The sequence below is a fragment of the Pseudomonas sp. R3-41 genome, assembly GCF_054161485.1.
Genome location: NZ_CP096421.1, coordinates 6,717,150 through 6,744,119, shown reverse-complemented (window position 1 = coordinate 6,744,119; position 26,970 = coordinate 6,717,150). Strand labels below are relative to the sequence as shown.

Sequence of the window (26,970 nt, the reverse complement as noted above, 5' to 3'; positions counted from 1 at the left end):
CGCAACACCCCCAATCCCCTGTGGGAGCGGGCTTGCTCGCGAAGGCGTCTGTTCAGTCTGTATCCATGTCGCCTGATACTCCGCTTTCGCGAGCAAGCCCGCTCCCACAATGGTTTTGTGTTGAACTTGAGATTCGGTCCGACACGGAACCCTGTGGGAGCAAAGCTTGCTCGCGATGGCGCCGGTTCAGCCTGCATCAATGCAAAGCTCTACACCTTGGCCCCAGGCGCCACCGCCTCCTTGGTTTCCAAATGATCCAACGCCCGCTCAACCAGCAACTGAACCCCATCGGCCATGCGGCTGATCGCCAGGGCGACGCAGCGCCGCGAGTCATCCACGTCATCAGCCAGGTCGGCGGCGATGGTGCTGATGGAGAGCAGGTCTTCGGAGGCGTTGGCGAGCAGGGTTTCGGTGTCGATGTGGGGGGACACGATGAAGAGTTGGTTTTTGTCGGGTTCGGGCGGTGAGGCGGGCTTGGGCTTGAGGTAGTAGTCGAGGGCGCGGGTGGCGGCGTCATCGAGCTTTTTTTCTTCCTGCGCTTGGACGCGGGATTTGTGGCCGTTTTGCGGTGGATTTGGTGAATGCTTGACCATATTTTATGTACCAGAGTTGGGGTCGACATCCTTTCGCTTGCATTCGAAGAGGTGGCAACTGTACGTAGGTGTGCAAGACCGGTCCGGTACCGCCGGCAGACCCGAAGGCCTCCCACGCACAATTGCCATAACGGACGCGAGCATAAAAAAATGCTCGGTCAATAGCCATAACCAATTGCGTACCAGTCCGGACTTGCACGTCCGTGTCACCGTTTTTTGCGATGACGAACAGAGGTTAGCGGCACTCAGAAACGCTGCCTAGTTCATGCACAGCCCTACGTCTTGAAGGAAATCTCCGAGGATTGGGCCGGGAAAAAGTCCCCAATCACTACTGCCGTAGGACGCCGGCTACGTTCTGTAATTTTGGTTATATAAAAATTCTTAAATAGTCTTTTTAAGAATATCTGCACTTATCTAGTATTGCTCCCACGCCGCAAGCAGTGCCGCCCACTGCCAGGCATTCATTCAAAGGAGCAGCAGCATGAGCGCATCTCTACGTAGCGTTGACGGCCAGGACGAAGCAACCATCTTGCGCGAGATCCAGAGCGCGTTGCGCGACCTGCGTTTTGGGGCAGTGGAAATCACCGTGCACAACGCCCAGGTGGTGCAGATCGAGCGCAAGGAAAAATTCCGCTTGCAGCAACCCAGTCATAAGCCGTCTTGAAAGCCAAAAGATCGCAGCCTTCGGCAGCTCCTACGGGGGGCTTGGCGTAGGAGCTGCCGAAGGCTGCGATCTCTTTCTAAAAGCCAAACGAATTTCCAGAAGCCATAAGAAAACCAGAATTCCAGGAGCTTTCACCATGTCGTCCATTCGTCGTTATGCCCTGGCCGCGCTGGCCAGTGCTGTTTTTGCAGGTTCCGCCGTCGCCAAGGATTACGAGTTGCTCAACGTGTCCTACGACCCGACGCGCGAGCTGTACCAGGATTACAACGCCGAATTCGTCAATTTCTGGAAGAGGGCGCACCCGGACGACAGCGTGAAGATCCAGCAATCCCATGGTGGTTCGGGCAAACAAGGCCGGGCGGTGATCGATGGTCTGCGCGCCGACGTGGTGACCCTGGCCCTGGCCGGTGACATCGATGAAATCGCCAAGCTGGGCAAGTCCCTGCCGGCGGACTGGCAAACACGCCTGCCGGACGCCAGCACGCCCTACACCTCGACCATCGTGTTCCTGGTGCGCAAGGGCAACCCCAAGGGCATCAAGGATTGGGATGACCTGATCAAGAACGACGTGTCGGTCATCACCCCGAACCCGAAGACCTCCGGCGGCGCTCGCTGGAATTTCCTCGCCGCCTGGGCCTATGGCCTGAAGGCCAATGGGGGTGACGAAGCCAAGGCCAAGGAATACGTGCAGGCGCTGTTCAAGCACGTGCCGATCCTCGACACCGGTGCTCGTGGCTCGACCATTACTTTCGTCAACAACGGTCAGGGCGACGTGTTGCTGGCCTGGGAAAACGAAGCCTTCCTGGCGCTGAAAGAAGACGGTGGCGCCGATAAATTCGACATCGTCGTGCCGTCGCTGTCGATCCTCGCCGAACCGCCGGTGGCGGTGGTGGACAAGAACGCCGAAAAGAAGGGCAATGCCGAGATCGCCGAAGCGTACCTCAAGCACCTCTATAGCCCGGCCGGCCAGGAAATCGCCGCGAAAAACTACTATCGCCCACGTGACAAGGATGTGGCCGCCAAGTACGCCCGGCAATTTCCAAAGGTGGAGCTGGTGACCATCGACAAGGACTTCGGCGGCTGGAAAACTGCCCAGCCGAAGTTCTTCAACGATGGCGGCGTGTTCGACCAGATCTATCAGGCGCAGTAAGCTGGGCTAGTCGGATTCAGGCCGTAATTCATTGTGGCGAGGGAGCTTGCTCCCGCTGGACCGGGCTGGCGCTCCAGTGCGAAGCGCTCCCAGAGTTTTCTGGGGCTACTTCGTAGCCCAGCGGGAGCAAGCTCCCTCGCCACGGTAAGCGCGTTCTCAACCAAGGACCTTTATGTCGCGTCGCATATCCCCCGTCATACCCGGCTTCGGGCTGACGCTGGGCTACACCCTGGTGTACCTCAGCCTGATTGTGCTCATCCCCCTGGCGGCGATGTTCGTGCATGCCGCTCAACTCACCTGGGAACAATTCTGGGCGATCATCTCAGCGCCGCGGGTGCTGGCGGCCTTGAAGCTCAGCTTCGGCACCGCCCTGTACGCCGCGATCATCAACGGCGTGATCGGTACGCTGCTGGCCTGGGTGCTGGTGCGCTACACCTTCCCCGGCCGCAAGATCATCGACGCAATGATCGACCTGCCGTTCGCCCTGCCCACCGCCGTGGCCGGTATCGCGCTGACGGCGTTATACGCGCCGACCGGCCTGGTGGGCCAATTCGCCACTGACCTGGGTTTCAAGATCGCCTACACCCCGCTGGGCATCACCCTGGCGCTGACCTTCGTGACGCTGCCGTTCGTGGTGCGCACCGTGCAGCCGGTGTTGGCCGATATTCCCCGTGAAGTCGAAGAAGCCGCCGCTTGCCTCGGTGCCAAGCCGTGGCAGGTGTTCCGCCACATCCTCGTGCCGGCGCTGTTGCCGGCCTGGCTGACCGGTTTCGCCCTGGCCTTTGCCCGTGGCGTGGGCGAGTACGGTTCGGTGATTTTCATCGCCGGCAACATGCCGATGAAAACCGAGATCCTGCCGTTGCTGATCATGGTCAAGCTCGACCAATACGACTACACCGGCGCCACTTCCATCGGCGTGCTGATGCTGGTGGTTTCCTTCGTCCTGTTGCTGCTGATCAACCTGCTGCAGCGGCGCATCGAAACCCCATAAGGAGGCGCGAATCATGTCCCAATCGTCTATTTCCGCAGCCTCCACCAACGCTGCCCGTCGGGGCAGTGCGACGTCGCGGCGCGTATTGATCGGCCTCGGCTGGCTGATTTTTGCGCTGTTCTTGCTGTTGCCACTGTTCATCGTCGTGTCCCAAGGGCTGAAGCTCGGACTGGGGGCGTTCTTCACCGCGATCTTCGAACCCGACGCGCTGTCGGCGCTGAAGCTCACGGTGATTGCCGTGCTGATCTCGGTGCCGCTGAACCTGGTGTTTGGCGTCAGTGCCGCGTGGTGCGTGAGCAAATATTCGTTCCGCGGCAAGAGCATGCTGGTGACGCTGATCGACCTGCCGTTCTCGGTGTCGCCAGTGATCGCCGGTCTTGTCTACGTGCTGATGTTCGGCGCCCAGGGCCTGTTCGGGCCGTGGCTGTCGGATCACGACATCCAGATCGTGTTTGCGCTGCCGGGCATTGTGCTGGCGACGATCTTCGTTACCGTGCCGTTCGTGGCCCGTGAGCTGATCCCGCTGATGCAGGAACAAGGCACCCAGGAAGAAGAGGCCGCGCGCCTGCTGGGCGCCAATGGCTGGCAGATGTTCTGGCATGTCACCGTGCCGAACATCAAGTGGGGCCTGATCTATGGCGTGGTGCTGTGTACCGCCCGGGCCATGGGTGAGTTCGGCGCGGTGTCGGTGGTCTCCGGGCACATTCGCGGGGTGACCAACACCCTGCCGCTGCACGTCGAGATCCTCTACAACGAATACAACCACGTGGCCGCGTTCGCCGTGGCGAGCCTGTTGCTGATCCTGGCGCTCTTCATCCTGCTGCTCAAGCAGTGGAGCGAAAACCGAATCAACCGCCTGCGCGCCAGCGCCGCGGAGGAATAAGTCATGTCGATCGAAGTCCGTAACGTCAGCAAGAATTTCAACGCCTTCCGGGCCCTGGACGACATCAGCCTGGACATCCAGAGCGGTGAGCTGGTAGCGCTGCTCGGGCCATCCGGTTGCGGCAAGACCACCTTGCTGCGGATCATCGCCGGCCTCGAGACCCCGGACCAAGGCAACATTGTGTTCCACGGCGAGGATGTCTCCGGCCACGACGTGCGTGATCGCAACGTCGGTTTCGTGTTCCAGCACTACGCCTTGTTCCGCCACATGACGGTGTTCGACAACGTTGCTTTCGGCCTGCGCATGAAGCCCAAGGGCCAGCGTCCGAACGAAAGCCAGATCGCGACCAAGGTCCATGAACTGCTGAACATGGTGCAATTGGACTGGCTCGCCGACCGCTACCCGGAGCAGTTGTCCGGCGGCCAGCGCCAGCGTATCGCCCTGGCCCGCGCCTTGGCGGTGGAGCCCAAGGTGCTGCTGCTGGACGAACCGTTTGGCGCCCTCGACGCCAAGGTCCGCAAGGAACTGCGCCGCTGGCTGGCGCGGTTGCACGAGGACATCAACCTGACGTCGGTGTTTGTGACCCACGACCAGGAAGAAGCCATGGAAGTCGCCGACCGCATTGTGGTGATGAACAAGGGCGTGATCGAGCAGATCGGCTCGCCGGGGGATGTCTACGAAAACCCGGCCAGCGACTTTGTGTATCACTTCCTTGGCGACTCGAACCGCCTGCATTTGGGTGAGGACCGGCATGTGCTGTTCCGCCCGCACGAAGTCTCGCTGTCGCGCTCGGAGCTGGAAGACCACCACGCCGCCGAAGTGCGCGACATCCGCCCGCTCGGCGCTACCACTCGGGTGACCCTGAAGGTGGAAGGCCAGAGCGAACTGATCGAGGCGGAAGTGGTGAAGGACCATGACAGCCTGGTGGGGCTGGCGAAGGGTGAGACGCTGTTCTTCAAGCCGAAGGTCTGGCAGAAAGTCGCCAACCTTTAAAGGCATCCCGAGCGCGGGATTTATGAACGGCGCAGACCTATCGTGGGAGCGGGCTTGCTCGCGAAAGCGGTGGGTCAATTGACGACGATATTGGTTGTGCCGCCGTCTTCGCGAGCAAGCCCGCTCCCACAAGGAGATTTGTGTACGACGCAGATCCATTGTGGGAGCAAGGCTTGCCCGCGATGCAAACACCTCGGTGTAGCTGATAGACCGAGGCGATGCCATCGCGGGCAAGCCTTGCTCCCACAGGTTCGCGCTCCACAAGGGTGGCAGGCTGGTATGGCAGTGTTGTCAGGCCGCCGAACGCTGGTTGCGCAACGCCACCGGCCCGGCGCGCTCTTCGATGGCGCGCTTCAGTTCGCCGCGAAGCCCCAGCAGGAAGCCGGCTTCCACCACCACAAACAGCGGCCCGACAATCAGCCCGGTGAGGTCGTCGACGAACGCCGGCTTGCGGCCTTCGTAATAGTGGCCGACGAACTGGATCACCCAGCCCACCACGAACATGCCCAGGCCACTGCCCAGCCACACCGAGGTGCTTTGCGCGGCGAGCACTTGGCCCAGCCAGACGGCGAGACCCAGCAGCACGGTCATCAGCACACCCAGGCGCAGCTCCAGGCGCAGATAGAACCAGGCACTGGCCACCGCCACCAGCAGCGCCGGCGACACCAGCACCGGGCCCACTGGCCATCCCGGCCGTGACAGCAGCACGGCGACGGCGACGAAAATCAGCGGGATCCCGATGAAGTGGCTGGCGATGTTGCGCGGGTCGCGATGATACGCGGCGTATTGACTGAGATGATCGACGAGGCTTTTCATTGTTGTTCCTCCTGAGGTGATGCCTGCATGATGCCCGGGTATCACCAGGCGTTCTGTCAGTTAGCCGACACTTGTCCCGGAGTTTCCATGAATTCCCATCCCTGGCACTCACACCTGATGGCGGGCCACTGGTACAGCCATCTGCCTGCTGAGTTACAGAATAGTCTGCTGGGCATGGCGCGGGTGCGCCATTTGCCGCCGGGCCACCGGCTGTTCCAGCGCGGCGATCCACCCTGCGGGCTGTATGCCGTGCTGGAAGGCGCGGTGCGCGTCGGCGCGGTGAACGAACAGGGCAAGGAGGCGTTGCTGAGCGTCGTGGAAGCGCCTCATTGGTTCGGTGAAATCTGCCTGTTCGATGGCCAGCCACGGACCCATGATGCGGTCGTGGTGGGTCAAGGCGTGCTGCTGCACGTGCCCCAGGCGCCGTTGTTGGCTTTCCTGCAGGAGCAGCCGATCCACTGGCGCCATCTTGCCTTGTTGATGAGCCACAAACTGCGCCTGACCTTCATCAACCTCGAACACCTGAGCCTGATGCCCGCCCCGGCCCGCCTGGCCCACCGCCTGCTGATGATCGCCGAAGGCTACGGCGAAATCGAACCGGCCCGGCGGGTCCTGCAACTGCCTCAGGAACAACTGGCGCTGATGCTCTCGCTGTCACGCCAGACCACCAACCAGATCCTCAAGGATTTGCAGGCCCAGGGCATTCTTCACCTGGGCTACGGCGAGATCGAGATCGTCGACATCGAGCGGTTGCGGGCCCTGACCACGCCCTGAGGTCCCGCCCCGCATCTGTGGGAGCGGGCTTGCTCGCGAAAGCGGTGGGTCTGTTGGCTGGGATGTTGACTGTGCTGCCGTCTTCGCGAGCAAGCCCGCTCCCACAGGATTTTTGTGCGTCCCGGATAAAATGTGGGAGCGAGCCTGCTCGCGATAGGGCCAGTGCAACCAACCCAAATCCCTACCGCAACCCATCCCGGAACTGCCCCGGCGTCATGCCGGTCCAGCGTTTGAAGGCGCGGCTGAAGCTGCTGGCGTCGGCAAAGCCCAGCAGATAACTGACTTCGCTCAGCGAGCATTGCGGATCGCGCAGGTGCAGCAATGCGAGGTTTTCCCGGCATTCGTTGAGCAGTGCGTCGAAGCGGCAGCCTTCGTCGGCCAGGTGCCGTTGCAGGCTGCGCAGGCTCAAGTGCATGGCCTGGGCGATGCGTTCGGCGCTGGGCTCGCCTTCGGGCAGTTGCGCCTCGATGGCCGCGCGAACCTTGCGCTCCCAGGTCAGTGGCTGGAGCTGGGCGAGGGTGCGTTCGAGCACCGTTTCGTTGTGTTCGGCCAGTTCCGGGTTGGCGTCGTCCAGGTGGCTGTCGAAGTCGCTGAGGTTGAATTCCAGGCAATCCTGGGCGGCGCCAAAATGCACTGGCGAGCGGAACACCTTGTGCCACGGGCTCGGGTCCGTCGGTTCCGGACGCCGCAGGTACACCGCCAGCGGTGCGTAGTCTCGGCCGAGGCGGTTGCGGCAGGTGCGCACGTAAATCGCCGCGAACGCATCGATGGCTTCAAACGCCGGCGCCGGCCGGCCCGGGGGCACATTGAGGCTGAAGCGGTAGCGGTCTTCGCCACGGTTCAATTGCAGGGCCAGGGCATCGCTGACCACCGGGTGATAACGCACGATCCGCTCGAACACTTCCCGCAGGCTGCCACTGGCCACCAGCGCATAACCCAATGCGTGGAAGGTGGTGGGGCTGACGAAGCGCGACACCCGCAGGCCGATGGCCGGGTCGCCGCTGGCCTGCACCGCCAATGCCCACAGGCGCGTGGTGGCCGAGAGCGGGTAGCGGGCGTTCGGGTCGTCCATCCATTGCGGGTCGAGGCCGGCCTCGACGCACAAGGCATGGCTGTCCAGGCCCAGCGCATCGAGCTGTTTGCGCAGGGCGCGGGTCCAGCTGGCGAGGGAAGTCGGTTCCGTCATGACGATTGGCGCTTGCGGTCAACAGGTTGGCGTTTACGGCTACCACCCCGTGGGACAACGCCCGGCAGGATGAGCACATCTCTAACAGAGGATGTAAGCCATGCACGGCACTTGCGCAAGCCCCGAGCGATTGAATGCACAACAACGAGCGGCCCATATTCGCCAGGTGGTCCTGGCCCGGGGTGAGGAATTGCGTCAGCGCTATCCGATTCTGCGTCATCAGGATGCGCTGGGTGCGGGCATCCTGGCGTTCGCCCTGGTGGGGATGATCGGTTCGGCGCTGCTCTACCTCAACGGTGACCTCGCAGGCTGGGCGTGCCTGTTGCTCAACGCGTTTTTCGCGTCCCTGACCCATGAGCTGGAACACGACCTGATCCACAGCATGTATTTTCGCAAACAGCGCCTGCCCCACAACTTGATGATGGGCCTGGTGTGGCTGGCGCGGCCGAGCACCATCAACCCGTGGATCCGCCGCCACCTGCACCTCAACCATCACAAGGTGTCCGGGAGCGAGGCTGACATGGAAGAGCGGGCCATCACCAACGGCGAATCTTGGGGGTTGGCGCGGTTGCTGATGGTCGGCGACAACGTGATGTCGGCCTTCATCCGCCTGCTGCGGGCCAAGACCTGGGCGCACAAGCGCAGCATCCTCAAGCGTACGTTGAAGGTTTATTTTCCGCTGGCGCTGCTGCACTGGAGCGCCTGGTATGTGTTCCTCGGTTTCCACGGGGTCAACGGCGTCGCGAGCCTGATGGGCGCTTCAATTGACTGGTCGGCAAGCACGCTGGCGACGATGCAGGTGATCGACATCGCGGCGGTGGTGATCATCGGGCCGAACGTATTGCGCACCTTTTGCCTGCATTTCGTCAGCTCGAACATGCACTACTACGGCGACATCGAGCCGGGCAATGTCATCCAGCAAACCCAGGTGCTCAACCCGTGGTGGTTGTGGCCGTTGCAGGCGTTCTGCTTCAACTTCGGCAGCAGCCATGGCATTCATCATTTCGCGGTGAAGGAGCCGTTCTACATTCGCCAACTGACGGTGCCGGTGGCCCATAAGGTGATGCGCGAGATGGGCGTGCGGTTCAATGATTTCGGTACGTTTGGGCGGGCGAATCGGTTTGTGCGGGAGGAGGGTGTGGTGCGGGAGGAAGGGGGTGCGGTGCGGGTTTGATCGATACGGATTCGAGCGGTGAAACGCGAAACCTGTGGCGAGGGAGCTTGCTCCCGCTGGACGCGAAGCGGCCCAGGTCTTTGGGGCTGCTGCGCAGCCCAGCGGGAGCAAGCTCCCTCGCCACAATGGTATGCGTCAAGACCGGGAACAGGTCAGAACTGGTAACTCACGGTCGCCGCCACATTGCGCTCTTCGCCCATGTAGCAATAGCTCAGGCTGGCGCACGAAGCGACGTAGGTTTCGTTGGTCAGGTTGTTCGCGTTCAGGCGCACATCCACGCCTTTCAAGCCGACCTTGCCCAGGTCATACCCCACCGAGGCATCGAACAGTGTGTAGGACGGCACCTTCATGGTGTTCTCCGCATCGGCCCAGCTGTAGCCGACATAGCGCACGCCGCCGCCCAGGCGCAGGCCATCGAGAGCGCCGCTGTCGAACTTGTAGTCAGCCCAGAGCGAGGCCATGTGGCGCGGAGCCTGGGTCGGTGAGTTGCCTTTGTTTTCGATGATGTTGGTGGGCGTGCTGAGGGTACTGACCATCGATTTCGAGTATTCGATGTCGGTGAAGGTGTAGCTGCCCAGCACCTTGAATTGTTCGGTCAACTGCAGGTGCGCTTCCAGTTCCAGGCCTTGGGAGCGTACGGCACCGACGGCGCGGTAGAAGTTTTCCTGGGGCAGTTTGGTCGCGAGGTTTTCCTGGTCGATGCGGAACAGCGAAGCGGTGTAGAGATCATCGGTGCCGGGTGGTTGGTACTTCAGGCCGAGTTCCCATTGCTTGCCATCGGTGGGCGCCAGTGGATTGCCGGCGCTGTCGGCATAGGAGTTCGGGTTGAACGACTCGGAATAACTGATGTACGGCGCCAGGCCGTTGTCGAACAGGTACAGCGCACCGACCCGGCCAGTGAGCTTGGTGCGTTTGTCGTTGATCTCGGTGCCTGCCGGGCGACCGAACTCGGCGATGCGGTTCTCATCCGAGGTTTGGACCCAGTCCTGGCGCAGGCCCAGGGAGAAGCGCCATTTGTCCATTTCGATCAGGTCTTGCAGGTACACGCCGGTCTGCTCCAGGCGCCGCAGGTAGCTGGTGGGGCTGTAGTAGGTGATGGCCGAGTTACCGTAGACCGGGTCGAAGGCATTGATCGGCGCGAGGCTGCCGCTGGTCCAGTCGACCACGGTTTTGCGCCGCTGGTAGTCGGCGCCCATCAGCACGGTGTGCTTGGTCGCGCCGGTAAAGAATTCGGCCTGCAGCATGTTGTCGACGATGAAGGCGTGGAGTTTTTCTTCGGCGCCCGTGTAATAGCGGTTCAGCTCGTTGCTGGTGGGGGTGGTCCAGTCGTAGGCATAGACCTGATCGTTGGTGACGTCGGAGTCCAGGTAACGGAAGTTCTGCCGGGCGGTGAAGACGTCGTTGAAACGGTGCTCGAACTGGTAGCCGAACGACTGCTGGTCGCGTTCGTAACCGTCGACGCCCGGCTCGCCTTCGAAGAAGTTTTCGGAGATTCGCCGGCCGTTGCGCTGATGCAAGGTGCCGTCGGCCGGCATGCCGCCGTGGTAGCCGCCGTCGGGGTCATGCTGCAGGTAGGCCTGGAGCGTCAGCGAGGTGTCTTCGCTGAAGTCGATGTTCACCGTGGGCGCGAGGGCGAAGCGCTTTTCCTTGTTGTGGTCGAACTGGGTATCGGACGTGTCCGCCAGGCCGACCAGGCGATAGGTGATGCGTTTGTCGTCATCCACCGGGCCGCTGAAATCGAAGCCCATGCCCCGTTGGCCCTGGGTGCCGACCGTGGCCTGGATCTGGTGATAGGCCTCGTACAGGGGCTTTTTGCTGGTCAGCGCCACCAGGCCGCCGGGCGAACTGCGGCCATAGAGCACCGACGACGGCCCCTTGAGGATATCGACTCGCTCGAGGAAATACGGATCGACCTGGATGGAGCTGTAGGTGCCGCTGTCGCCCATGGACTTGAGGCCGTCGAGGTAGATGTTATCCACCGAGCCGTCGTTGAAGCCGCGCATCGCCACGTAGTCGTAGCGATGGGTGGCGCCGTAGGGGTTGGTCAGCACGCCGGGGGTGTAGCGCATGGCCTGGGACACGGTTTGCGCGCCCTGGTCGTCCATTTGCTCGCGGGTCACCACGGAGACGCTCTGGGAAGTTTCGCGCAGGGCGGTACTGGTCTTGGTGGCGACCTGGCTGTGGGTGGCGTTGTAGCCCTCCATGCTGCCCAGCGCATTACCCAGGGCGAAGCCCTTGATGTCGGTGCTCGGCAGTTCCAGGGTGCTGCCAGCGGTCTCGGTTTGCAGCACGTAGCTGCTGCCATCCCGGCTGACGGCAACCAGTCCCGAGCCACTGAGCAACTGGCTCAGGGCCTGGTCGGGCGAGTATTCGCCCTTGAGGCCCGGTGACTGGACGCCGCCGGTTTGCGCCGGGGTGCTGGCCAGGGTGATCCCGGCTTGGCGGGCGAACTGGTTCAGTACATCGCTCAGCGGGCCGGGGGCAATATTGTAGCTCTGGCGGCTGGCGGTCACGCCGTCTTGTGCGGCCACCGCGAGCATCGGCACCACGCTGACCCCCAGCGCCGTGGAGAATAGCGCGGCATGAATGGCCTGGCGCAACAGGCCCGGTTGCGAAGAGAAGCCGAAGGGGTTCTTGAGAAGTACGCGCTCAGTCATTGTAGGTTCCGTTGGAGTCGCTGAAGGCCGATAAGGGTTGCTTACTGTCCTAGCCGGACGCCGGCCTGAAACCCGCCAAAAAAAATCAGGCCAGGCGTTCCACCGTGATCCACCAACGGGTTCGATAGCGGATCTGCACCGGGAGCGTGCGTGGCAGGACGGCGAGCAATTTGTCGGTGTCCTCCAAGCGGAAAACGCCTGACAAGCGCAGGTCGGCAATCGACGCTGCGCAGTTCAAATAGCCTGGGCGGTAGCGGCCTACTTCGTTGAGAAAATCTGCCAGGCGCATGTTGCGCGTGACGATCAACCCGTCTGCCCAAGCCCCTGCGTCCATGTCCAGCGGTGGCGCCAGGGTCGCTGTGGCTGCGGTGATCAAGTAGCTTTGCCCGGCTTCCACCTGGATGGGCGAGCCATCGCTGTTTGGGTGCGAACGGATAACCACCCGCCCGCTGGTGACGCTCAGCCGTGTGCAGTCGCTGTCCTGGCGCACGACGAAACGCCCCTCCAGCCCTTCGAACAGTCCATGGCGGCTTTTCACCAGCAGTGGGCGCCCGGGGTCGCGGCCACAAATGACCATGATTTCGCCGCGGGCCAGGGTGATCAGGCGCTGCTGGGCGGTGAAATCCAGGTCGGCGGCGCTGTGGGTATTGAGTTCCAGTCGCGTGCCATCTGGCAATTGGTACCCTCGGCGTTCACCGGTGACAGTGGCGAAATCGGCATTCCACGACTGCCAGCCCAGGTCCTTGCCCAGCCACGCCGCGCCGCCCATCAGGGCGACGCCCGACAGCACCTTCAGGGCCTGGCGACGACTGAGGCGCTGGGCGCTGTTTTCCAGGGTGTCCAGGGCGATGTGGGCACCGGGCACGGCCCGCAGGTTCGAGGTTATTTCGCTGTGCAGCGATTGCACCCGTTGCCAGGCCAGCTCGTGTTCAGGGTGGGCGGCACGCCAGGTGTCGCACTGTTGGCGCAGGCTGGGGTGAGTGGCGTGGTTGCGCAGGCGCAGCAGCCAGTTGATCGCCTGCCTCACGACCTGTTGCGACGGGCCGTTGCGGCGGCTCTGCAAGGGATCCGCCGGCTCAGCTTTCATAGCGCAACACGTAGCAGTGGTACAGCGCATCGGCGACGTAGCGCTCCACCGAGCGCAACGAAATGCCCATCTGTTCGGCAATCTGCTTGTACGTCAGGCCTTCGCATTGAGCCAACAGAAAGGCCTTGCGGACTTTCGGCTTGAGGCCTTCGAGCATCCTGGCAATGGCTTCGAGCAATTCCAGGATCAAGGCCTGGGCTTCGGCGCCGGGGGTTTCGGCTTCCGGCAGGTGCGCTATGGTTTGGAGGTAGGCGCGTTCGATTTCTTCCCGCCGCCAATGGTCGATCACCAGGCCTTGGGCGATGGTGCGTAAAAAGGCGCGTGGGGCCCGAAGCTCCGGGCGTTCGCTACGCTGCAACAGGCGTACGAAGGTGTCCTGGGCCAGGTCGGCCGCATCGGCGGCATTGCCCAAGCGGGTGCGCAGCCATGTGTTGAGCCAGCCGTGATGCTGGCTGTAGAGCGCCTGTACTGCAAACTCGGGAGATGACATGGACGCGACGGCCTGGATGTTACGAATGATAACGTGTCGCATTGTCATCAGCCGCCGGCGAATTTGCAACCACCGTTCAACCCGGCGAGCCTCCTGTCGACTATTTGTACAAATGCCTAATTATTTGTACAAGCTTGCCGACAGAGTGAGTATGCGTGCACCAAAGTGGAGCAAGTGACAAGACTGCCCGCGCTGTTACATGGAACGTTGCAACCTGGAATGCACCCCCACTCCTTGCATAAGAAGCCCCATCGATGAATCTAAAGTTCAGCCACAAAATCCTTCTTGCCGCCTCTGGTGTGGTGGTCCTGGCTTTTGCCCTGTTCACGCTCTACAACGATTATTTGCAGCGCAACACCATTGGCAGCAGCCTGGAGTCGTCCATCGAGCAGTCCGGCGACCTGACGGCCAGCAGCATCCAGAACTGGATGAGTGGGCGGATCCTGGTATTGGAAAACCTGGCGCAAAACATCGCGCATCAGGGCACTGCTGCAGATCTGCCGGGGCTGGTGGATCAGCCGGCGCTGACGTCGAACTTCCAATTCACTTATGTGGGCCAGGCCAACGGTGTCTTCACCCAACGCCCGGACGCCAAAATGCCTGACGGCTACGACCCGCGTCAGCGCCCTTGGTACAAACAGGCAGTGAGCGCCGATAAAACCATGTTGACCCCGCCTTACCTGGCGGCGGTGGGTGGCCTGGTGGTGACCGTGGCCCTGCCGGTGAAGCACAACGGCGAATTGCTTGGCGTGGTGGGCGGCGACCTGAGTCTGGAAACCCTGGTGAAAATCATCAACTCCGTGGACTTCGGTGGCATTGGCCATGCGTTCCTGGTCAGTGGCGACGGTCAGGTGATCGTCAGCCCCGACAAGGACCACGTGATGAAAAACCTCAAGGACATCTACCCAGGTACGCCGGTGCGCATTGGCAAGGGTATCCAGGAGGTCGAGCTGAACGGCCAGAACCGTATCCTTTCGTTCACCCCGGTGACCGGCCTGCCGAACGCCGAGTGGTACATCGGCCTGTCGATTGATGAGGCCAAGGCCTACGCGCCGTTGAGCCAGTTCCGTACGTCGGCGCTGATCGCGATGTTTGTCGCGGTGGCGGCGATTGCCTTGCTGCTGAGCCTGTTAATCCAGGTGCTGATGCGCCCGTTGACCACCATGGGCCGAGCCATGCAGGACATCGCCCAGGGAGAAGGCGACTTGACCCGGCGCCTGGTGGTGCAGGGCAAGGATGAGTTCGCGGTGTTGGGGGGGTCGTTCAACCAGTTCGTGGAGCGGATTCACGCCTCGATCGCGGAAGTGTCTTCCGCCACGCGCCAGGTGCATGACCTGTCGCAGCGAGTGATGACCTCATCCAACGCTTCGCTCGTCGGCTCGGATGAGCAGAGCGCCCGCACCAACAGTGTGGCGGCGGCCATCAACCAGTTGGGCGCCGCCACCCAGGAAATCGCCCGCAATGCCGCCGATGCCTCGCAACAGGCCAGCGGTGCCAGCGAACAGGCCGATGACGGTCGCCAGGTGGTGGAAAAAACCATCCAGGCCATGACCGAGCTGTCGCAGAAGATCAGCCTCTCGTGCACCCAGATCGAAACCCTGAACGCCAGCACCGACAACATCGGGCACATCCTGGATGTGATCAAGGGCATCTCCCAGCAAACCAACTTGCTGGCGCTGAACGCGGCCATCGAAGCGGCTCGTGCCGGTGAAGCCGGACGCGGATTTGCGGTGGTGGCCGATGAAGTGCGCAACCTGGCGCACCGCACCCAGGAGTCGGCGGAAGAAATCCACAAGATGATCACCTCGCTTCAGGTCGGCTCCCGTGAAGCGGTGACCACGATGAACGCCAGCCAGACCTCCAGCGAAGAAAGCGTGGAAGTGGCCAACCAGGCCGGCCTGCGACTGGTCAGCGTGACGCAGCGCATCGGCGAGATCGACGGCATGAACCAGTCGGTTGCAGCCGCGACCGAAGAGCAGACCGCCGTGGTTGAAACCCTCAACATGGACGTCAGCCACATCAACCTGCTGAACCAGCAAAGCGTGGCCAACCTCAATGAAACCCTGAAGGACTGCGATGCCTTGTCCCAACAGGCCAATCGCCTGAAGCAACTGGTGGACAGCTTCAAGATCTGACCTCAGTCGCAAGCCGACCCAATCCCCTGTGGCGAGAGAGCTTGCTCCCTCGCCACGGGTACGGGTTGCCTGGGCTGGCGCCATCGCGAGCAGGCTCGCTCCCACAGGGGATTTGCGGTGAGCCTGGATCTTGCGTCCACCCCAGAACCAAAACTGTGGGAGCGAGCCTGCTCGCGATGACGGCAGTACAGCCAACTTCTCACTGACTGACCCACCGCTTTCGCGAGCAGGCTCGCTCCCACAGGGGATTGGCGGTGAGCCTGGATCTTGCGTCCACCCCAGAACCAAAACTGTGGGAGCGGGCTTGCTCGCGAAGACGGCAGCCCAACCAACTTCTCACTGACTGACCCACCGCTTTCGCGAGCAGGCTCGCTCCCACAGGGGATTTGCGGTGAGCCTGGATCTTGCGTCCACCCCAGAACCAAATTGTGGGAGCGGGCTTGCTCGCGAAGACGGCAGCCCAACCAACTTCTCACTGACTGACCCACCGCTTTCGCGAGCAGGCTCGCTCCCACAGGGGATTTGCGGTGAGCCTGGATCTTGCGTCCACCCCAGAACCAAATTGTGGGAGCGGGCTTGCTCGCGAAGACGGCAGCCCAACCAACTGCTTCATTGACTGACCCACCGCTTTCGCGAGCAAGCCCGCTCTCACAAGGGATGGGCGCTACTTGAACATCCCCTGCACATTCCCCATCGCCTCATCGGCGAAGCCCTGGAGGAAATCCCTGAAGCCCGACGGTGTATGGGCGTCGGTGTGGTCGGCGATGATGGTCCAGGTGGCGCGGCAGCGGTTGCCAGCCAAGGGTTCGACGCGCATGGCCGCCCACAGGTTGTCGATGCCCAGGGTGTTGTAGATCAGCGTCCAGGTCATGTGCATGGCCTGGTCGTCACGGCTGTTGAGCTGCTCCACCACCAGGTTCTGCCCATCGACGAAGAACTTCTTGCGCAGGGACCTCACGCCTTCGCCGGTCATTTCGATGCGCTCCAGGGCCGGGATGAAACGGTTGAAGCCGCCAAAATCACCCACCACGTCCCAGACGCGCGCCGCATCGGCCGCGACCTCCACCGAGGTTTCGACCTGGCAGGCTTGTGGGTTTTTGATCAGGGTGTCGGGTTGAAATGCACTCATGGTCTTGCTCCTTGCTTTGGGTTGAGGGTGTTTCAGATGAAGTCGATGGCCTTGAGGTACTCGGCGCCGCGGCGCAGCAGGGCCGGGGATTTTTCCGGGTAGCTGGCGCCCATCTGCCGCACGCCGGCGCGGGCGTTGTCGTGGCTGATCAGTGAGATGTCACCGATGTCTTCCTCGAAGCCGTTGAGGTAGAAACCCAGCACGCCAAACAACGCGTTGTCGGCATCGACCCGAGCCAATTGCCGTTGCCACTCGGCGACGCTCACCAGGGAAAATTCCCGGCCGCTGTCACGGAACGACGCCACATAAGCGTCCCAGCTCAACGGTTGCGGGTTATGCAGGTTGAACACCGCTTGGCTGGGCTGGTAGCGGCTGGCGTGGAAGGCGATGAAGCGGGCCAGGAAGTCCACCGGCATCAGGTCGAAATTGAGCGACAGGTCCGGCACCTGGCCGAGCTGGATCGAGCCCTTGAGCATCAGCATCAAGCGATTCTTGTGGGGTTGGCAGACCCCGGTCAGGCTGTTGAAGCTGATGTTGCCGGGGCGGAAAAGATTGACCCACACGCCGCGGTCCCGGGCCCGTTGCAGGATCCGTTCGCCAACCCATTTGGACAGGTTGTAGCCGTTCTTGATGTAGATCGGCGGCGTCTCGGCGGCCGGCTGTTCCAGCACCTGACCGTCGGCATCCAGGGCACTGGAGGCAGACAGCGTGGAGACGAAATTGAAGATTTTCTTGCTGCGCCCTTCGCACAGGCGCAGGCACTCGAAAATCGGTTCCACGTTGTCCCGTGCCAACGACTCGTAGTCGAGCACATGGTTGACGTGGGCGGCGTTGTGCACCAGCGCGCCGAAGGTGCGGTCGATGCGGGCATAGACGTCGTCCGGTAAACCCAATTGCGGTTGGGTGATGTCGGCGGCATAGACGCTGACGCGATCCAGGTCCAGGTGGGTCAGGTGATTGTCCCGCAGGGCCTGGGAGAAACGCTCGGCCGCGCTGTGTTCAGGGCTGGCACGCACCAGGCAGGCGACTTCGGTGGCACCCCAAGCCAGCAGCGCTTCGACGATGTGCACGCCAAGGAAACTGTTGGCGCCAGTCACTACCACCTTGTGCACATCGCCGCATTGACTGATGGGCAGCGGGTCAAGGTTGAGCTCGGCCTCGGCATCGATGAAGGCCTGGGGGCTGAGGCTCGACGCACTGCCTTGCTCGGGATCGTCCAGCAACTTCGCCAAGGTCATCAGCGTCGGCGCTTCGATGAAGCGGTTGATCGACAGGCTGCGGCCGAATGCCTGGCGAATGCTCAGCAGCAATCGTGACAGCAGGATCGAATGCCCGCCGAGGTTGAAGAAGCTTTCATCGGTGGCGATGTCGTCGACCGGCAGCTCCAGCAGCTCGGCCCACAGGTGCTGCAGTTGTGTCTCCAAGGCGTTCTGCGGCTGCCGGCGTTGGCCGTCGACGTGCACCTGCACCGCCATGGCGAGCAACGCCCGGCGATCGACCTTGCCGTTACTGGTGTAGGGCAGGCTGGGCAATTCGACGTAGGCGGCCGGGTGCATGTAGCTGGGCAAGCTGTTCTGTACATGCTCACGCAAGGCCTGGAGAGCGGCGCCGGGGCACTCTTGTTCGGGATGAACCAGGAACGCCAGGATCCGCCGCCGTTCATCGACCCCCACCGCCACCTGGCGAAACAACTGGCTTTCCCGCAGGCAGTGTTCGATTTCCTCGGGTTCGACCCGAAAGCCACGGATCTTCACTTGGTTATCGCGACGGCCACACAGTTCGATGCCGTTGTCGGTCCACTGGCCGATGTCGCCGGTGCGATAGACCCGCAACGCTTGCCCGGTGGGCAGCGTCAGGTTGAGGTAACGCGCCGCGGTCAGCGCCGGATCATTCAGATAGCCGAGGCCGACGCCCGGGCCGGCGATGTACAGCTCGCCCGTAACACCCTGGGAAACTGGTTGCAGTTGTTCGTCCAGGATCAGCACCCGACCATTGGCAATGGGCACGCCGAGGTTGCGGTTGTTGTCGCCAACACCGAAGCGCCGGGTGGTCGCCAGCACCGTGGTTTCGGTCGGGCCGTAGATGTTGTGGAACCGGCATTGTGGTGCGAGCTGTTCGATCACGAACGGCTCGCAGACATCGCCACCGGTGATCAGGTGCGCCAGGCCCAACGGCGCCTCCAGGGGCATGACACTCAGCAACGCAGGCGGCAGGAAGGCGTGGCTGACCCGCTGTTGCTGTATCAACGCGACCAATTGTTGCGGATCGCGGCGCTGGTCTTCGCTGGGCACCACCAGCAGGGCGCCGTGGATGAAGGTCGGCAGGATATCCAGCAGCGACGCGTCAAAGTTGATGGTGGAAAACTGCAACGCCCGACTGTCGCGCTGCAACCCGACGTAGTCGCCGTACCAGGCACAGAAATGGCTGAGGTTGCGGTGGCTGAGCAACACGCCTTTGGGCTGGCCAGTGGTGCCGGAGGTGTAGATCGCCACGGCCGGTTCGTCGCCATCCACGGTGCGGCGGATCAACGAGGCCGGAATGCCTGGCTTGGGCGCTGGCAGCTGATGGATGTTCAGCGTTGGCAACATCAGGTCGCCCAAGTCGCTGTCGCCGTCGTGCAGCAGCAGGTCCGCCTGGGCATTTTCCAGGATAAAGCGCCGACGTTGCGCTGGATGCTGCGGGTCCAGCGGCAGGTACACCGCCCCACAGCCGAGCACTGCCAGGATCGCCGCGTACAGGTGCGCGGATTTGGGCAGGCACACGCCGATTACTTTGTGTGAGGAAGTCCTGTGGGAGGAAGGCTTGCCCCCGATGAACGATAACGCGGTTTGGTTGGGAATCTCGGCGTCTTCATCGCGGGCAAGCCTTGCTCCCACAGGTTCTGCTTTTCTTGCTCCCACAGGCTCTCCAACAGCTCCTTTCTCATGTTCTGCTCGGTGCAGTATTTCCAACATCGGCTGCTGCAACCTCAGCGCCAGGCGGCGCAAGGATTTGTAGTCGATCAATTGCCCATCGACCCACAGGGCCGGTTGCGTCGCGTCATCGAGCAGGCGCTGTTCGATGCTGTGCATCACCGGCACGTCGGCGGCGGCCAGCAGCCAGGGCACCGACGGTCGATTGAGGCCGTGCTCGAAGGCCAGCGGCTCCAGCGCATCGAGCCCGAGCAGGGGTTGGTCAACGGCGTCAGCGTGTACCGTCGGCCAATCATCGAAGCAGGTCTCATCCCGGGACAACTGGCTGACCAGTCGTGCGCCGGTTTCGACCAGCGTCGCCAGCGTACGCAGGCGCAAGGATTGACCATTGCCATCGCGTTGCGGCGCGATCACTTCCTGGCACAACAGCCGCTGCGCCCCGTCGCGAAAGAGCAGCACCGGTTGCGGCAATGCCTCGTCGGGCAGCGTGCGCAGCGCCACGCGGACCTGAAGGCATGAGCGGGCTTCAATGGCGCGCGGTGTCGTACCGTCGTCGATCAACAGGTCGACCGGCGATTGCAGGTCCACCACCGCGTGACCGTGCTGCTCCAATTCCCGGGCCAGTTCGGCCATGGCCTGGCTGGTGCCAGGCACTGCAATGTCGAGGCGTCTCATAGAAAGGTCCTCATGGGGTCAGATAATCAGCGAGGGCATCGCGCACGCAGGGGGACGCGAGCATCGAGCTGCCGCGAAAAAAACGCGTGATGTTGCCCACCAAGGGGTGAAAACGATTGATGGGATACGCCAGCGCACTGGCGTCTTCGCGCAGCGACTGGCGCACCGATTCGTCGACGGGCAGGTGCGCTATCAGCTCGAAGTCGAATGCTTGCTGCAGGTCGCTCGCCAGGTACTGGGCGATGAAACCGGGCATCAGGCGCGCGATCGCCGTGCGGTCCTCTTCGGGGGCGGTGCGCCAGTAGATCTGCACCAGTCGCGTCCAGAAACCGGAGTGCCGGCCCTCGTCGAGCAAGTGATCGGCCATCAGCCCCTTGATCGAGGCCTTGACCGAGTCGTCCCGGGCGAAGGCCGCCACTTCGTTGGTCACGGTGTTCTCGGCAATGGCGATGCAGATCAGCTCCACGGCACTGAGCAGATGCTCTGGCGCCTCGGCCAGGGTCGCCGGTATGGCGCGGCTGAGTTCGATCTGCCCAGGCAACGGGATCGGTTCGATGCCGGTCATGTCGATGGTCTGCTGCATGAAGTCCATCGCCACCAGCGCGTGGTAATCCTCGTCCACCACCACGGTCATCGCGTCGTAGCGGCAGGCGAACGGGAACTCGATGCCGAAGCGGTTCTTGGCGATGCGCCGGGCGGTGTGGTCCACCAGTTCGGTCTCGAAAATCACCACGTCATTGATGAATTTGTAGAGGCTCTGCACCAGCACGAAGTCGCGCAATTGCGCACAGTGGCTAAGGAAGGTCTGGCTGTGCACCAGCGGCTGGCGGCTCATGGGGAAAATCAGCTTGTCGTCGTCTTCAACCCGGCGCCGTGGCCGGGTACGGATCGTGGCGCGGCTTTCCCAAGCGTCGGCGAAGGATTGGTATTCGACGGCGTTCATGGCATCACCTGTGCAACCGGCTGGGCCATGCTCTGGCGCAGGCCGTCCCACAATGCCGCGCGACTGTGAACGGCGGCGAGCGCGGCGGCCAGCACCTCGGTTTCGCGCTGCGGGTCGCCATCGATCAGCCGCGCCAAGAGTTTCTCTGCCGCCGGCCCGTGGTCCTCGGAGTCGACCTCGATGTGCCGTTGCAGGTAGTAGCGAAAGGTCGGAGCCTGATCCAGGCCAATGCCCCAGGCGTCCAACATGCGTTGGAACATCTGTGGGATGACGCTCTCGCGGCCATGCACGAACGCGGCGGCCACGCTGTGGGCCGGGGCGTGCAGGGCGGTGTGCAAGGTCTGGCGGACGAACCGCGCCGCCGCCGGTTCGACCTCGACGCTGTCCAACGCGGTCTCGGGGCTGACGCCTTCCTGCTGCAGGGTAATGAACTGCTCGATTGCACGGGTATCGGCGCCGATTTCCCGCATGGCGTCCAGGTACAGTTCGAAATGGCTGCAGTAGCCTGCGCCGGGGCGGTCATCCGACTCTTCCCCCAGCACGATTTCATTGATCAAGCGGGCCGCGTGAGGGTCGGCCGGCGGCAGCCAAGGCAGGTGGATACAGGTGAGCTCGCGTTGCAGCCGCTTGGTCAGCGACATGAAGTCCCAGACGGCAAAGACATGGCTTTCCATGAAACGGCGTAACAGATCGATTGATGTAATCTCGGAAAAAACCGGGTGTTGTCCAAGTTCATGCTTTTTCAGAGATAGTTGTTCTTTGGATGGCTGCATTGGAACGTCCTCATCAATGATGTTATGTCCGGAAGGCGGCTCGTTAGTTAATGAAGGCGAGCGGGTGCCTGAACCGGAATCCATGAATTACCCAAGGGGGTGAAGTATTCTCTTTTAATCGTTGTTTCAGCTTTCGATGCCAGTGTTTGCTGAGGTATTGGCGCATCGAAAGGGCCGCTGGTAACGCGGTGAATAAAAAATTAATACATGTAACAAGTAAGCGGCAAGTGTTTTTTTAATTATTTGAAGTTGTAGTTTTACTGGGCGCGAAGAGGCCTTTAAAACTTTTAATATAAGTTTTATTGGGGCGAAGAAGCTCCTTCCGATTTAGCGAGATCAGAATCGAATAGTTCGAGTGAATGCCTCACTCGGAGCACTTCAGGAATCGGGGAGTAAGAAGTTTTTTGTTAGGGGCAGGACATCGGTCGGACTTCCGATCATCCCGCCGGTTGGACGTCGCTCCTTGCGTATTGGCTTCGATTCGTCTGGCCTCAGCCAGGCGTTGACTTCTTCAGGTCTGTTTTGAATCGACAAGCGCAAGAGTGAGCCCAAATCGATGGCAGTGCCATTGGACTGATGGGGCGACGAAGCGCGGCCACGGTCAGGCCGCGCCGCGCTGGCGACAAGTGAGTCGGAAGGATATGTAAGAAATTTTTACGCCGGACGAAGCGCCGGCGTGGAATCAAGGCTTCGACGGCTGTTCCAGGTACCGGCGCATGGTGATGGAGGCTTTTTCCAGATGCTGCTCCAACAAGGCGACCGCTTTATCGATATCTCTGTCTATCGCGGCCGCGAGGATGGCGCGGTGGTCGTCCTGGGTCAGCTTGCCCAACCCCATGGACGAAAGATGAAAACGCAAAAAGCGTTCTTCTTCATTGAGCTCGTGTTCGATCAGGTCCAGCAGTTTGCCGTTGGGTGCCTTGTGGTAAAGCGACATATGGAACAGCCGATTGAGCTTGGCGATTTCAGCGTATTCGGTTTGTGTCTCCAACTGTTCGATGTACTGGGCTGCCAGCGCCAGGTCACCTTCATCGAGCAGGGGGATGGACAAGCGCAAGGCGAAAGCTTCCAGGACCGCGCGCAAGGCGTAGGTCTCGACCGCATTGTTGGTAATCAGCGGGGCCACCACGGCGCCTTTGTGCTGGACGACATTGAGCAACGACTGTGCTTCGAGCTGACGCAACGCCTCACGTACCGGCATGCGGCTCACGCCGAACAGGTCGGCCAGCTCTTGCTGGCGCAGGGCGGTGCCGCTGGGCAGGCGCCCGTCGAGGATGGCCTCGCGCAGGGAACTTTCGATGATCGACCGCGCCTGATCGGCGGGGACGGGACCGTTGACCTGGATAGTGCTGAGCGGTTTGGGCTTCTTTGTCACGACAACACCTGAACGGGTAGGAACGAAAATTGGATCCATGCCAACGTTAGTTACAGATTGCCAAGCCGTCAAAATCTCGCGGCCCCGGTTCCTGAACTAAAGTTTAGTCTGCTTGCGGTGATTGCAACCTGCCATTGTCTTTTGCCCGGCCAGGCTTCACCATCCAACGAATTTCCAACGGCCCTTTTCGGACGTATTTCCCTTGGCTGCACCTTTCCCGGTCCTCAGGTCCTTGCGTTGGCTGTGTTCGGCACTATTGCTGGCCGGCCTGATGCTGGGCGGCCTGCAAGCCGACTGGGACTTTGCGCAGATCAGCCGGCGGGCGCAAGCGTTATATGGGCCACTGGGCGAAGGGCAGCAGCGGATCGACGCGTGGCAGCAACTGCTGGCGACTCAGAAACAGATCCCCGAACTGGAACAGCTCAAGGTGGTGAACCTGTTTTTCAACAAACAGGTGCGCTACGTGGAAGACATCGACCTGTGGCGTGAAGTCGACTATTGGGAGACGCCGATCCAGGCCTTGTGGAAGGGCGCCGGCGACTGTGAAGACTACGCCATCGCCAAGTATTTCAGCCTGCGTCGTCTCGGGGTGTCCAGTGACAAGCTGCGCATCACCTACGTCAAGGCGTTGCGACAGAACCGTGCGCACATGGTGCTCACCTATTACGCCACGCCCGAGGCGATGCCGTTGGTCCTCGACAGCTTGATCGACGGTATCCAGCCGGCCAGCCAGCGAACCGACTTGCTCCCGGTCTACTCTTTCAATGCCGAAGGGCTGTGGCTGCCGGGTGCCAAGGGCAACAAGAAAGTGGGTGACACCAAGCGCCTGTCCCGGTGGCAGGACGTGTTGAAAAAAATGCAGGCCGAAGGTTTTCCGGTCGAGACGACTAACTAGGAGCGCGCGCTCAGATGTCCTTGTTCAAACAGCTGTTGATCGCTATCTGTCTGTTCCTGGTGGTTGCCTTCAGCGGCAGCTTCATGGTCAGCCTGGAAAGCTCGCGGGCCCAATACGTCAACCAGTTGCGCTCCCACGCCCAGGACGCGGCCACGGCGCTGGCGCTGTCGTTGACGCCGAACATCGACGACCCGGCGATGGTGGAATTGATGGTCAGCTCGATCTTCGACAGCGGCTACTACGCCAGCATCCGCGTGGTCGACGTGGCCACCGACAAGACCCTGGTCGAGCGCACCGGTACACCGGACGCCGGCAGTGTGCCGCAATGGTTCGTCAAGCTGATCGGCCTGGAACCGGCCGGTGGCGATGCCATCGTCAGCCGCGGCTGGGAGCAGGCAGCGCGGGTCGAAGTGGTCAGCCACCCGATGTTCGCCCTCGCCAAGCTGTGGCAGAGCGCGTTGGGCAGCCTGGGCTGGCTGTTGCTGTGCGGCGCCGTGAGCGCGGTGCTGGGGGCCTTGCTGCTGCGTCGCCAGCTCAAGCCGCTGGACTACATGGTGCATCAGTCCCACGCCATTGCCCGTCGTGAATTCCTGAGCCTGCCGGAGCTGCCGCGCACGCCTGAACTGCGTCGGGTAGTGCAGGCGATGAACCAGATGGTCGAGAAGCTCAAGGCGCTGTTCCAGGAACAGGCCGAGCGCAGCGAGAAACTGCGGGTCGAGTCCTACCAGGACAACCTCACGGGCCTGGCCAACCGGCGTTATTTCGAAATGCAGCTCAATGCCCGGGTGAGCAACCCGGAGCAGGCCAGTTCCGGTTACCTGCTGCTGTTGCGGGTCAAGGACCTGGCCGGTTTGAACCAGCGGCTGGGCGGCCAGCGCACCGATCAGTTGCTCAAGGCCGTGGGCGAGCAGTTGCAGCGTGAGTGCGCCCGCTACCCGGAAACCCACAACCTGGTCACGCGTATTCGCGGCGGCGAGTTCGCGGTGCTGGCCCCGGGGCTGGTGCGTGAGGAAGCGCTGCAATTGGCGCAGAACCTCGAGGCCGCGTTGGCGAGCTTGCACGCCACCGGCGCGACTGACGTGGCCTCGGTGGCCTCCATCGGGCTGGCGCCGTTCGTCCATGGCGACTCGCCGCAAGCGGTGCTGCAGCTCGGCGACCAGGCCCTGGCCCAGGCCGAAAGCCAGGGCGAACCGGGTTGGGCCTGCCTGGATCACAGTGCCTCGGCGAGTGTCGGCGATGATCACCACGCCTGGCACACGCTGCTCGACCAGGCCTTGAGTCATCAGCGCTTCGAGTTGTACTTCCAGCCGGTGGTGGCGGCCCAGGACACTCAGGTAGTGCTGCATTACAAGGTGTTGTCGCGGCTGTTGGACGAGCAGGGCCAGACGATCCCCGCCGGGCGTTTCCTGCCGTGGTTGGAGCGCTTCGGCTGGACTGCGCGGCTGGACCGCTTGATGCTTGAACAGGTGCTCAAGCAGATGGCTGGGCATGAGCAGTCCTTGGCGTTGAACCTGTCCTCCGCCACGCTTGCCGATCCGCAGGCGTTGAACAAGGTCTTTGAAATCCTGCGGGCGCATTCCAACCTTGGGTCGCGCCTGACCCTGGAGATTGGTGAAGAGCAATTGCCGGAGCAAGCGGTGCTGGAGCAATTGACCCGGCAGTTGCGTGAACTTGGTTTCTCCTTGAGCCTGCAGCGTTTTGGTGGGCGGTTCAGCATGATTGGCAACTTGTCGCGGTTGGGGTTGGCTTATCTGAAGATTGATGGCAGCTACATTCGCGCGATTGATCAGGAAAGTGACAAGCGCCTGTTTATCGAAGCGATACAGCGTGCTGCTCACAGTATCGACTTGCCGTTGATTGCTGAGCGGGTTGAGACGGAGGGGGAGTTGGCGGTGATTCGGGAGATGGGGTTGTTTGGGGTTCAGGGGCAGTTAGTGGGTGAGCCTAAGCGTTGGGGGTGAGGCGGGTTGTGTCCTTTTGACCGCGTACATATCCATTCCTGCGATAACGGCCACATAGGGTTCCGGGTATGACTCACCCACATGGGTTACATATCAGTTCACGCACATAGGTAACAGTTTTTAACTGGCAGGGTCAGTTTGCGGTGATGTTGGATACCCACACGATATTGGGAACCGCACGGTCCTGTGGCGAGGGAGCTTGCTCCCGCTGGGTCGCGCAGCGGCCCCAAAAAAGCGATGAGCGCTGCGCACTCAAGCGGGAGCAAGCTCCCTCGCCACAAAAGCTTTCCCAGCCATCACGGCACAGATTGATCCACGGTAAACACTGTGGGAACGAGCTTGCTCACGCATTAGTGCAAGCAGACCCACCGCCATCGCGAGCAAGCTCGGCTCCCACAGGATCGGCGGTGGACATTGATCTTATAAATGACCAAAACCTGTGTGGGAGCGAGCCTGCTCGCGAAGGCGGTGGGTCAGTTTGCGGTGATGTTGGATACCCGCACGATATTGGGAACCGCACGGTCCTGTGGCGAGGGAGCTTTCCCAGCCATCACGGCACAGATTGATCCACGGTAAACATTGTGGGAACGAGCTTGCTCACGCATTAGTGCAAGCAGACCCACCGCCATCGCGAGCAAGCTCGGCTCCCACAGGATAGGCGGTGGACATTGATCTTATAAATGACCAAAACCTGTGTGGGAGCGAGCCTGCTCG

21 protein-coding genes are annotated in these 26,970 nt (G+C 61.8%); 10 read left to right on the top strand and 11 right to left on the bottom strand.

Translation table 11 applies throughout. The annotated features are described in order from the left end of the window. Positions 1-209: 209 nt before the first annotated feature. The gene (locus M1D99_RS29075; protein ID WP_458131195.1) at positions 210-593 is read right to left on the bottom strand and encodes a DUF6124 family protein; all 384 of its coding nucleotides are present in this window, start codon (positions 591-593) and stop codon (positions 210-212) included. A 481-nt stretch (positions 594-1,074) separates the two neighbouring features. Between M1D99_RS29075 and oscA the strand changes: the two genes are divergently transcribed. The 5 genes from oscA (at position 1,075) to M1D99_RS29050 (ending at position 5,274) form a co-directional block, all read left to right on the top strand. Then, the gene (gene oscA / locus M1D99_RS29070) at positions 1,075-1,257 is read left to right on the top strand and encodes a sulfur starvation response protein OscA (RefSeq protein WP_003186967.1); all 183 of its coding nucleotides are present in this window, start codon (positions 1,075-1,077) and stop codon (positions 1,255-1,257) included. 136 nt (positions 1,258-1,393) lie between these two features. Beyond that, a complete protein-coding gene (locus M1D99_RS29065) occupies positions 1,394-2,407 on the top strand; it encodes a sulfate ABC transporter substrate-binding protein (protein ID WP_458131194.1) in 1,014 nt (337 codons plus the stop codon). A gap of 172 nt (positions 2,408-2,579) precedes the next feature. Further along, complete coding sequence (gene cysT / locus M1D99_RS29060) at positions 2,580-3,398, top strand: sulfate ABC transporter permease subunit CysT (RefSeq protein WP_013692011.1); 819 nt, start codon at positions 2,580-2,582, stop codon at positions 3,396-3,398. Between the two features lie 13 nt (positions 3,399-3,411). Then, a complete protein-coding gene (cysW, locus tag M1D99_RS29055) occupies positions 3,412-4,281 on the top strand; it encodes a sulfate ABC transporter permease subunit CysW (RefSeq protein ID WP_024618577.1) in 870 nt (289 codons plus the stop codon). Positions 4,282-4,284: 3 nt separating this feature from the next. Then, positions 4,285-5,274: a sulfate/molybdate ABC transporter ATP-binding protein gene (locus tag M1D99_RS29050; RefSeq protein WP_047700099.1), complete on the top strand. Its 990-nt coding sequence runs from the start codon at positions 4,285-4,287 to the stop codon at positions 5,272-5,274. Positions 5,275-5,565: 291 nt separating this feature from the next. Here M1D99_RS29050 and M1D99_RS29045 read toward each other — a convergent pair whose 3' ends face one another. Beyond that, positions 5,566-6,090 (bottom strand): Mpo1 family 2-hydroxy fatty acid dioxygenase, encoded by a 525-nt coding sequence (locus tag M1D99_RS29045; RefSeq protein ID WP_186709988.1) that lies wholly within the window; start codon positions 6,088-6,090, stop codon positions 5,566-5,568. A gap of 87 nt (positions 6,091-6,177) precedes the next feature. On the opposite strand from M1D99_RS29045, the gene M1D99_RS29040 reads away from it, so the two are divergent. Next, positions 6,178-6,864: a Crp/Fnr family transcriptional regulator gene (locus tag M1D99_RS29040; RefSeq protein WP_458131193.1), complete on the top strand. Its 687-nt coding sequence runs from the start codon at positions 6,178-6,180 to the stop codon at positions 6,862-6,864. A 181-nt stretch (positions 6,865-7,045) separates the two neighbouring features. On the opposite strand, the gene M1D99_RS29035 is transcribed toward M1D99_RS29040, so the two are convergent. Then, a complete protein-coding gene (locus M1D99_RS29035; RefSeq protein ID WP_458131192.1) occupies positions 7,046-8,050 on the bottom strand; it encodes an AraC family transcriptional regulator in 1,005 nt (334 codons plus the stop codon). Between the two features lie 100 nt (positions 8,051-8,150). Between M1D99_RS29035 and M1D99_RS29030 the strand changes: the two genes are divergently transcribed. After that, positions 8,151-9,224: a fatty acid desaturase gene (locus tag M1D99_RS29030; protein ID WP_458131191.1), complete on the top strand. Its 1,074-nt coding sequence runs from the start codon at positions 8,151-8,153 to the stop codon at positions 9,222-9,224. 152 nt (positions 9,225-9,376) lie between these two features. On the opposite strand, the gene M1D99_RS29025 is transcribed toward M1D99_RS29030, so the two are convergent. From M1D99_RS29025 to M1D99_RS29015, 3 genes are all read right to left on the bottom strand, one after another. Beyond that, on the bottom strand, positions 9,377-11,881 hold the full coding sequence (locus tag M1D99_RS29025; protein WP_434573163.1) for a TonB-dependent siderophore receptor: 2,505 nt from the start codon (positions 11,879-11,881) through the stop codon (positions 9,377-9,379). A gap of 85 nt (positions 11,882-11,966) precedes the next feature. After that, a complete protein-coding gene (locus tag M1D99_RS29020) occupies positions 11,967-12,968 on the bottom strand; it encodes a FecR domain-containing protein (protein WP_458131190.1) in 1,002 nt (333 codons plus the stop codon). Next, positions 12,958-13,458, bottom strand: coding sequence for a sigma-70 family RNA polymerase sigma factor (locus M1D99_RS29015; RefSeq protein WP_411387447.1), 501 nt, complete (start codon positions 13,456-13,458; stop codon positions 12,958-12,960). Before M1D99_RS29015 ends, M1D99_RS29020 begins: the two co-directional genes overlap by 11 nt. A 254-nt stretch (positions 13,459-13,712) precedes the next feature. Here M1D99_RS29015 and M1D99_RS29010 point away from each other — a divergent pair, with 254 nt between their 5' ends. Next, positions 13,713-15,593 carry a methyl-accepting chemotaxis protein gene (locus M1D99_RS29010; RefSeq protein WP_186709998.1) on the top strand — a complete coding sequence of 627 codons (1,881 nt, stop codon included), beginning with the start codon at positions 13,713-13,715 and terminating at the stop codon, positions 15,591-15,593. A 664-nt stretch (positions 15,594-16,257) separates the two neighbouring features. Here M1D99_RS29010 and M1D99_RS29005 read toward each other — a convergent pair. The 5 genes from M1D99_RS29005 to M1D99_RS28985 all read right to left on the bottom strand — a co-directional run bounded on the left by M1D99_RS29005 (position 16,258) and on the right by M1D99_RS28985 (position 23,400). Then, entirely contained in the window at positions 16,258-16,722 is a 465-nt protein-coding gene (locus M1D99_RS29005) for an SRPBCC family protein (RefSeq protein WP_434573159.1), read from the bottom strand. 32 nt (positions 16,723-16,754) lie between these two features. Next, entirely contained in the window at positions 16,755-20,309 is a 3,555-nt protein-coding gene (locus M1D99_RS29000) for an amino acid adenylation domain-containing protein (protein WP_458131189.1), read from the bottom strand. A gap of 10 nt (positions 20,310-20,319) precedes the next feature. After that, the gene (locus M1D99_RS28995; RefSeq protein WP_186710001.1) at positions 20,320-21,252 is read right to left on the bottom strand and encodes a diiron oxygenase; all 933 of its coding nucleotides are present in this window, start codon (positions 21,250-21,252) and stop codon (positions 20,320-20,322) included. Further along, positions 21,249-22,025: a DUF3050 domain-containing protein gene (locus M1D99_RS28990; protein ID WP_458131188.1), complete on the bottom strand. Its 777-nt coding sequence runs from the start codon at positions 22,023-22,025 to the stop codon at positions 21,249-21,251. The genes M1D99_RS28995 and M1D99_RS28990 overlap by 4 nt, the downstream gene beginning before the upstream one ends. A gap of 682 nt (positions 22,026-22,707) precedes the next feature. Further along, positions 22,708-23,400, bottom strand: coding sequence for a GntR family transcriptional regulator (locus M1D99_RS28985; protein WP_434573152.1), 693 nt, complete (start codon positions 23,398-23,400; stop codon positions 22,708-22,710). Between the two features lie 202 nt (positions 23,401-23,602). On the opposite strand from M1D99_RS28985, the gene lapG reads away from it, so the two are divergent. Beyond that, positions 23,603-24,295 carry a cysteine protease LapG gene (gene lapG / locus M1D99_RS28980; protein ID WP_186710003.1) on the top strand — a complete coding sequence of 231 codons (693 nt, stop codon included), beginning with the start codon at positions 23,603-23,605 and terminating at the stop codon, positions 24,293-24,295. Between the two features lie 14 nt (positions 24,296-24,309). Further along, positions 24,310-26,256 (top strand): cyclic di-GMP receptor LapD, encoded by a 1,947-nt coding sequence (lapD, locus tag M1D99_RS28975; RefSeq protein WP_186710004.1) that lies wholly within the window; start codon positions 24,310-24,312, stop codon positions 26,254-26,256. Positions 26,257-26,970: the final 714 nt, after the last annotated feature.

Bases quoted from the DNA above. Each gene is read 5' to 3' on its own strand.
- M1D99_RS29020 (WP_458131190.1), bottom strand. From the start codon at position 12,968: ATGAAAGCTGAGCCGGCGGATCCCTTGCAGAGCCGCCGCAACGGCCCG.
- M1D99_RS29050 (WP_047700099.1), top strand. From the start codon at position 4,285: ATGTCGATCGAAGTCCGTAACGTCAGCAAGAATTTCAACGCCTTCCGG.
- cysW (WP_024618577.1), top strand. From the start codon at position 3,412: ATGTCCCAATCGTCTATTTCCGCAGCCTCCACCAACGCTGCCCGTCGG.
- lapD (WP_186710004.1), top strand. From the start codon at position 24,310: ATGTCCTTGTTCAAACAGCTGTTGATCGCTATCTGTCTGTTCCTGGTG.
- cysT (WP_013692011.1), top strand. From the start codon at position 2,580: ATGTCGCGTCGCATATCCCCCGTCATACCCGGCTTCGGGCTGACGCTG.
- M1D99_RS29010 (WP_186709998.1), top strand. From the start codon at position 13,713: ATGAATCTAAAGTTCAGCCACAAAATCCTTCTTGCCGCCTCTGGTGTG.
- M1D99_RS29005 (WP_434573159.1), bottom strand. From the start codon at position 16,722: ATGAGTGCATTTCAACCCGACACCCTGATCAAAAACCCACAAGCCTGC.
- M1D99_RS29035 (WP_458131192.1), bottom strand. From the start codon at position 8,050: ATGACGGAACCGACTTCCCTCGCCAGCTGGACCCGCGCCCTGCGCAAA.
- M1D99_RS28995 (WP_186710001.1), bottom strand. From the start codon at position 21,252: ATGAACGCCGTCGAATACCAATCCTTCGCCGACGCTTGGGAAAGCCGC.
- M1D99_RS29015 (WP_411387447.1), bottom strand. From the start codon at position 13,458: ATGTCATCTCCCGAGTTTGCAGTACAGGCGCTCTACAGCCAGCATCAC.
- M1D99_RS29025 (WP_434573163.1), bottom strand. From the start codon at position 11,881: ATGACTGAGCGCGTACTTCTCAAGAACCCCTTCGGCTTCTCTTCGCAA.
- M1D99_RS29000 (WP_458131189.1), bottom strand. From the start codon at position 20,309: ATGAGACGCCTCGACATTGCAGTGCCTGGCACCAGCCAGGCCATGGCC.
- oscA (WP_003186967.1), top strand. From the start codon at position 1,075: ATGAGCGCATCTCTACGTAGCGTTGACGGCCAGGACGAAGCAACCATC.
- M1D99_RS29040 (WP_458131193.1), top strand. From the start codon at position 6,178: ATGAATTCCCATCCCTGGCACTCACACCTGATGGCGGGCCACTGGTAC.
- M1D99_RS29045 (WP_186709988.1), bottom strand. From the start codon at position 6,090: ATGAAAAGCCTCGTCGATCATCTCAGTCAATACGCCGCGTATCATCGC.
- M1D99_RS28990 (WP_458131188.1), bottom strand. From the start codon at position 22,025: ATGCAGCCATCCAAAGAACAACTATCTCTGAAAAAGCATGAACTTGGA.
- M1D99_RS29075 (WP_458131195.1), bottom strand. From the start codon at position 593: ATGGTCAAGCATTCACCAAATCCACCGCAAAACGGCCACAAATCCCGC.
- M1D99_RS29030 (WP_458131191.1), top strand. From the start codon at position 8,151: ATGCACGGCACTTGCGCAAGCCCCGAGCGATTGAATGCACAACAACGA.
- M1D99_RS29065 (WP_458131194.1), top strand. From the start codon at position 1,394: ATGTCGTCCATTCGTCGTTATGCCCTGGCCGCGCTGGCCAGTGCTGTT.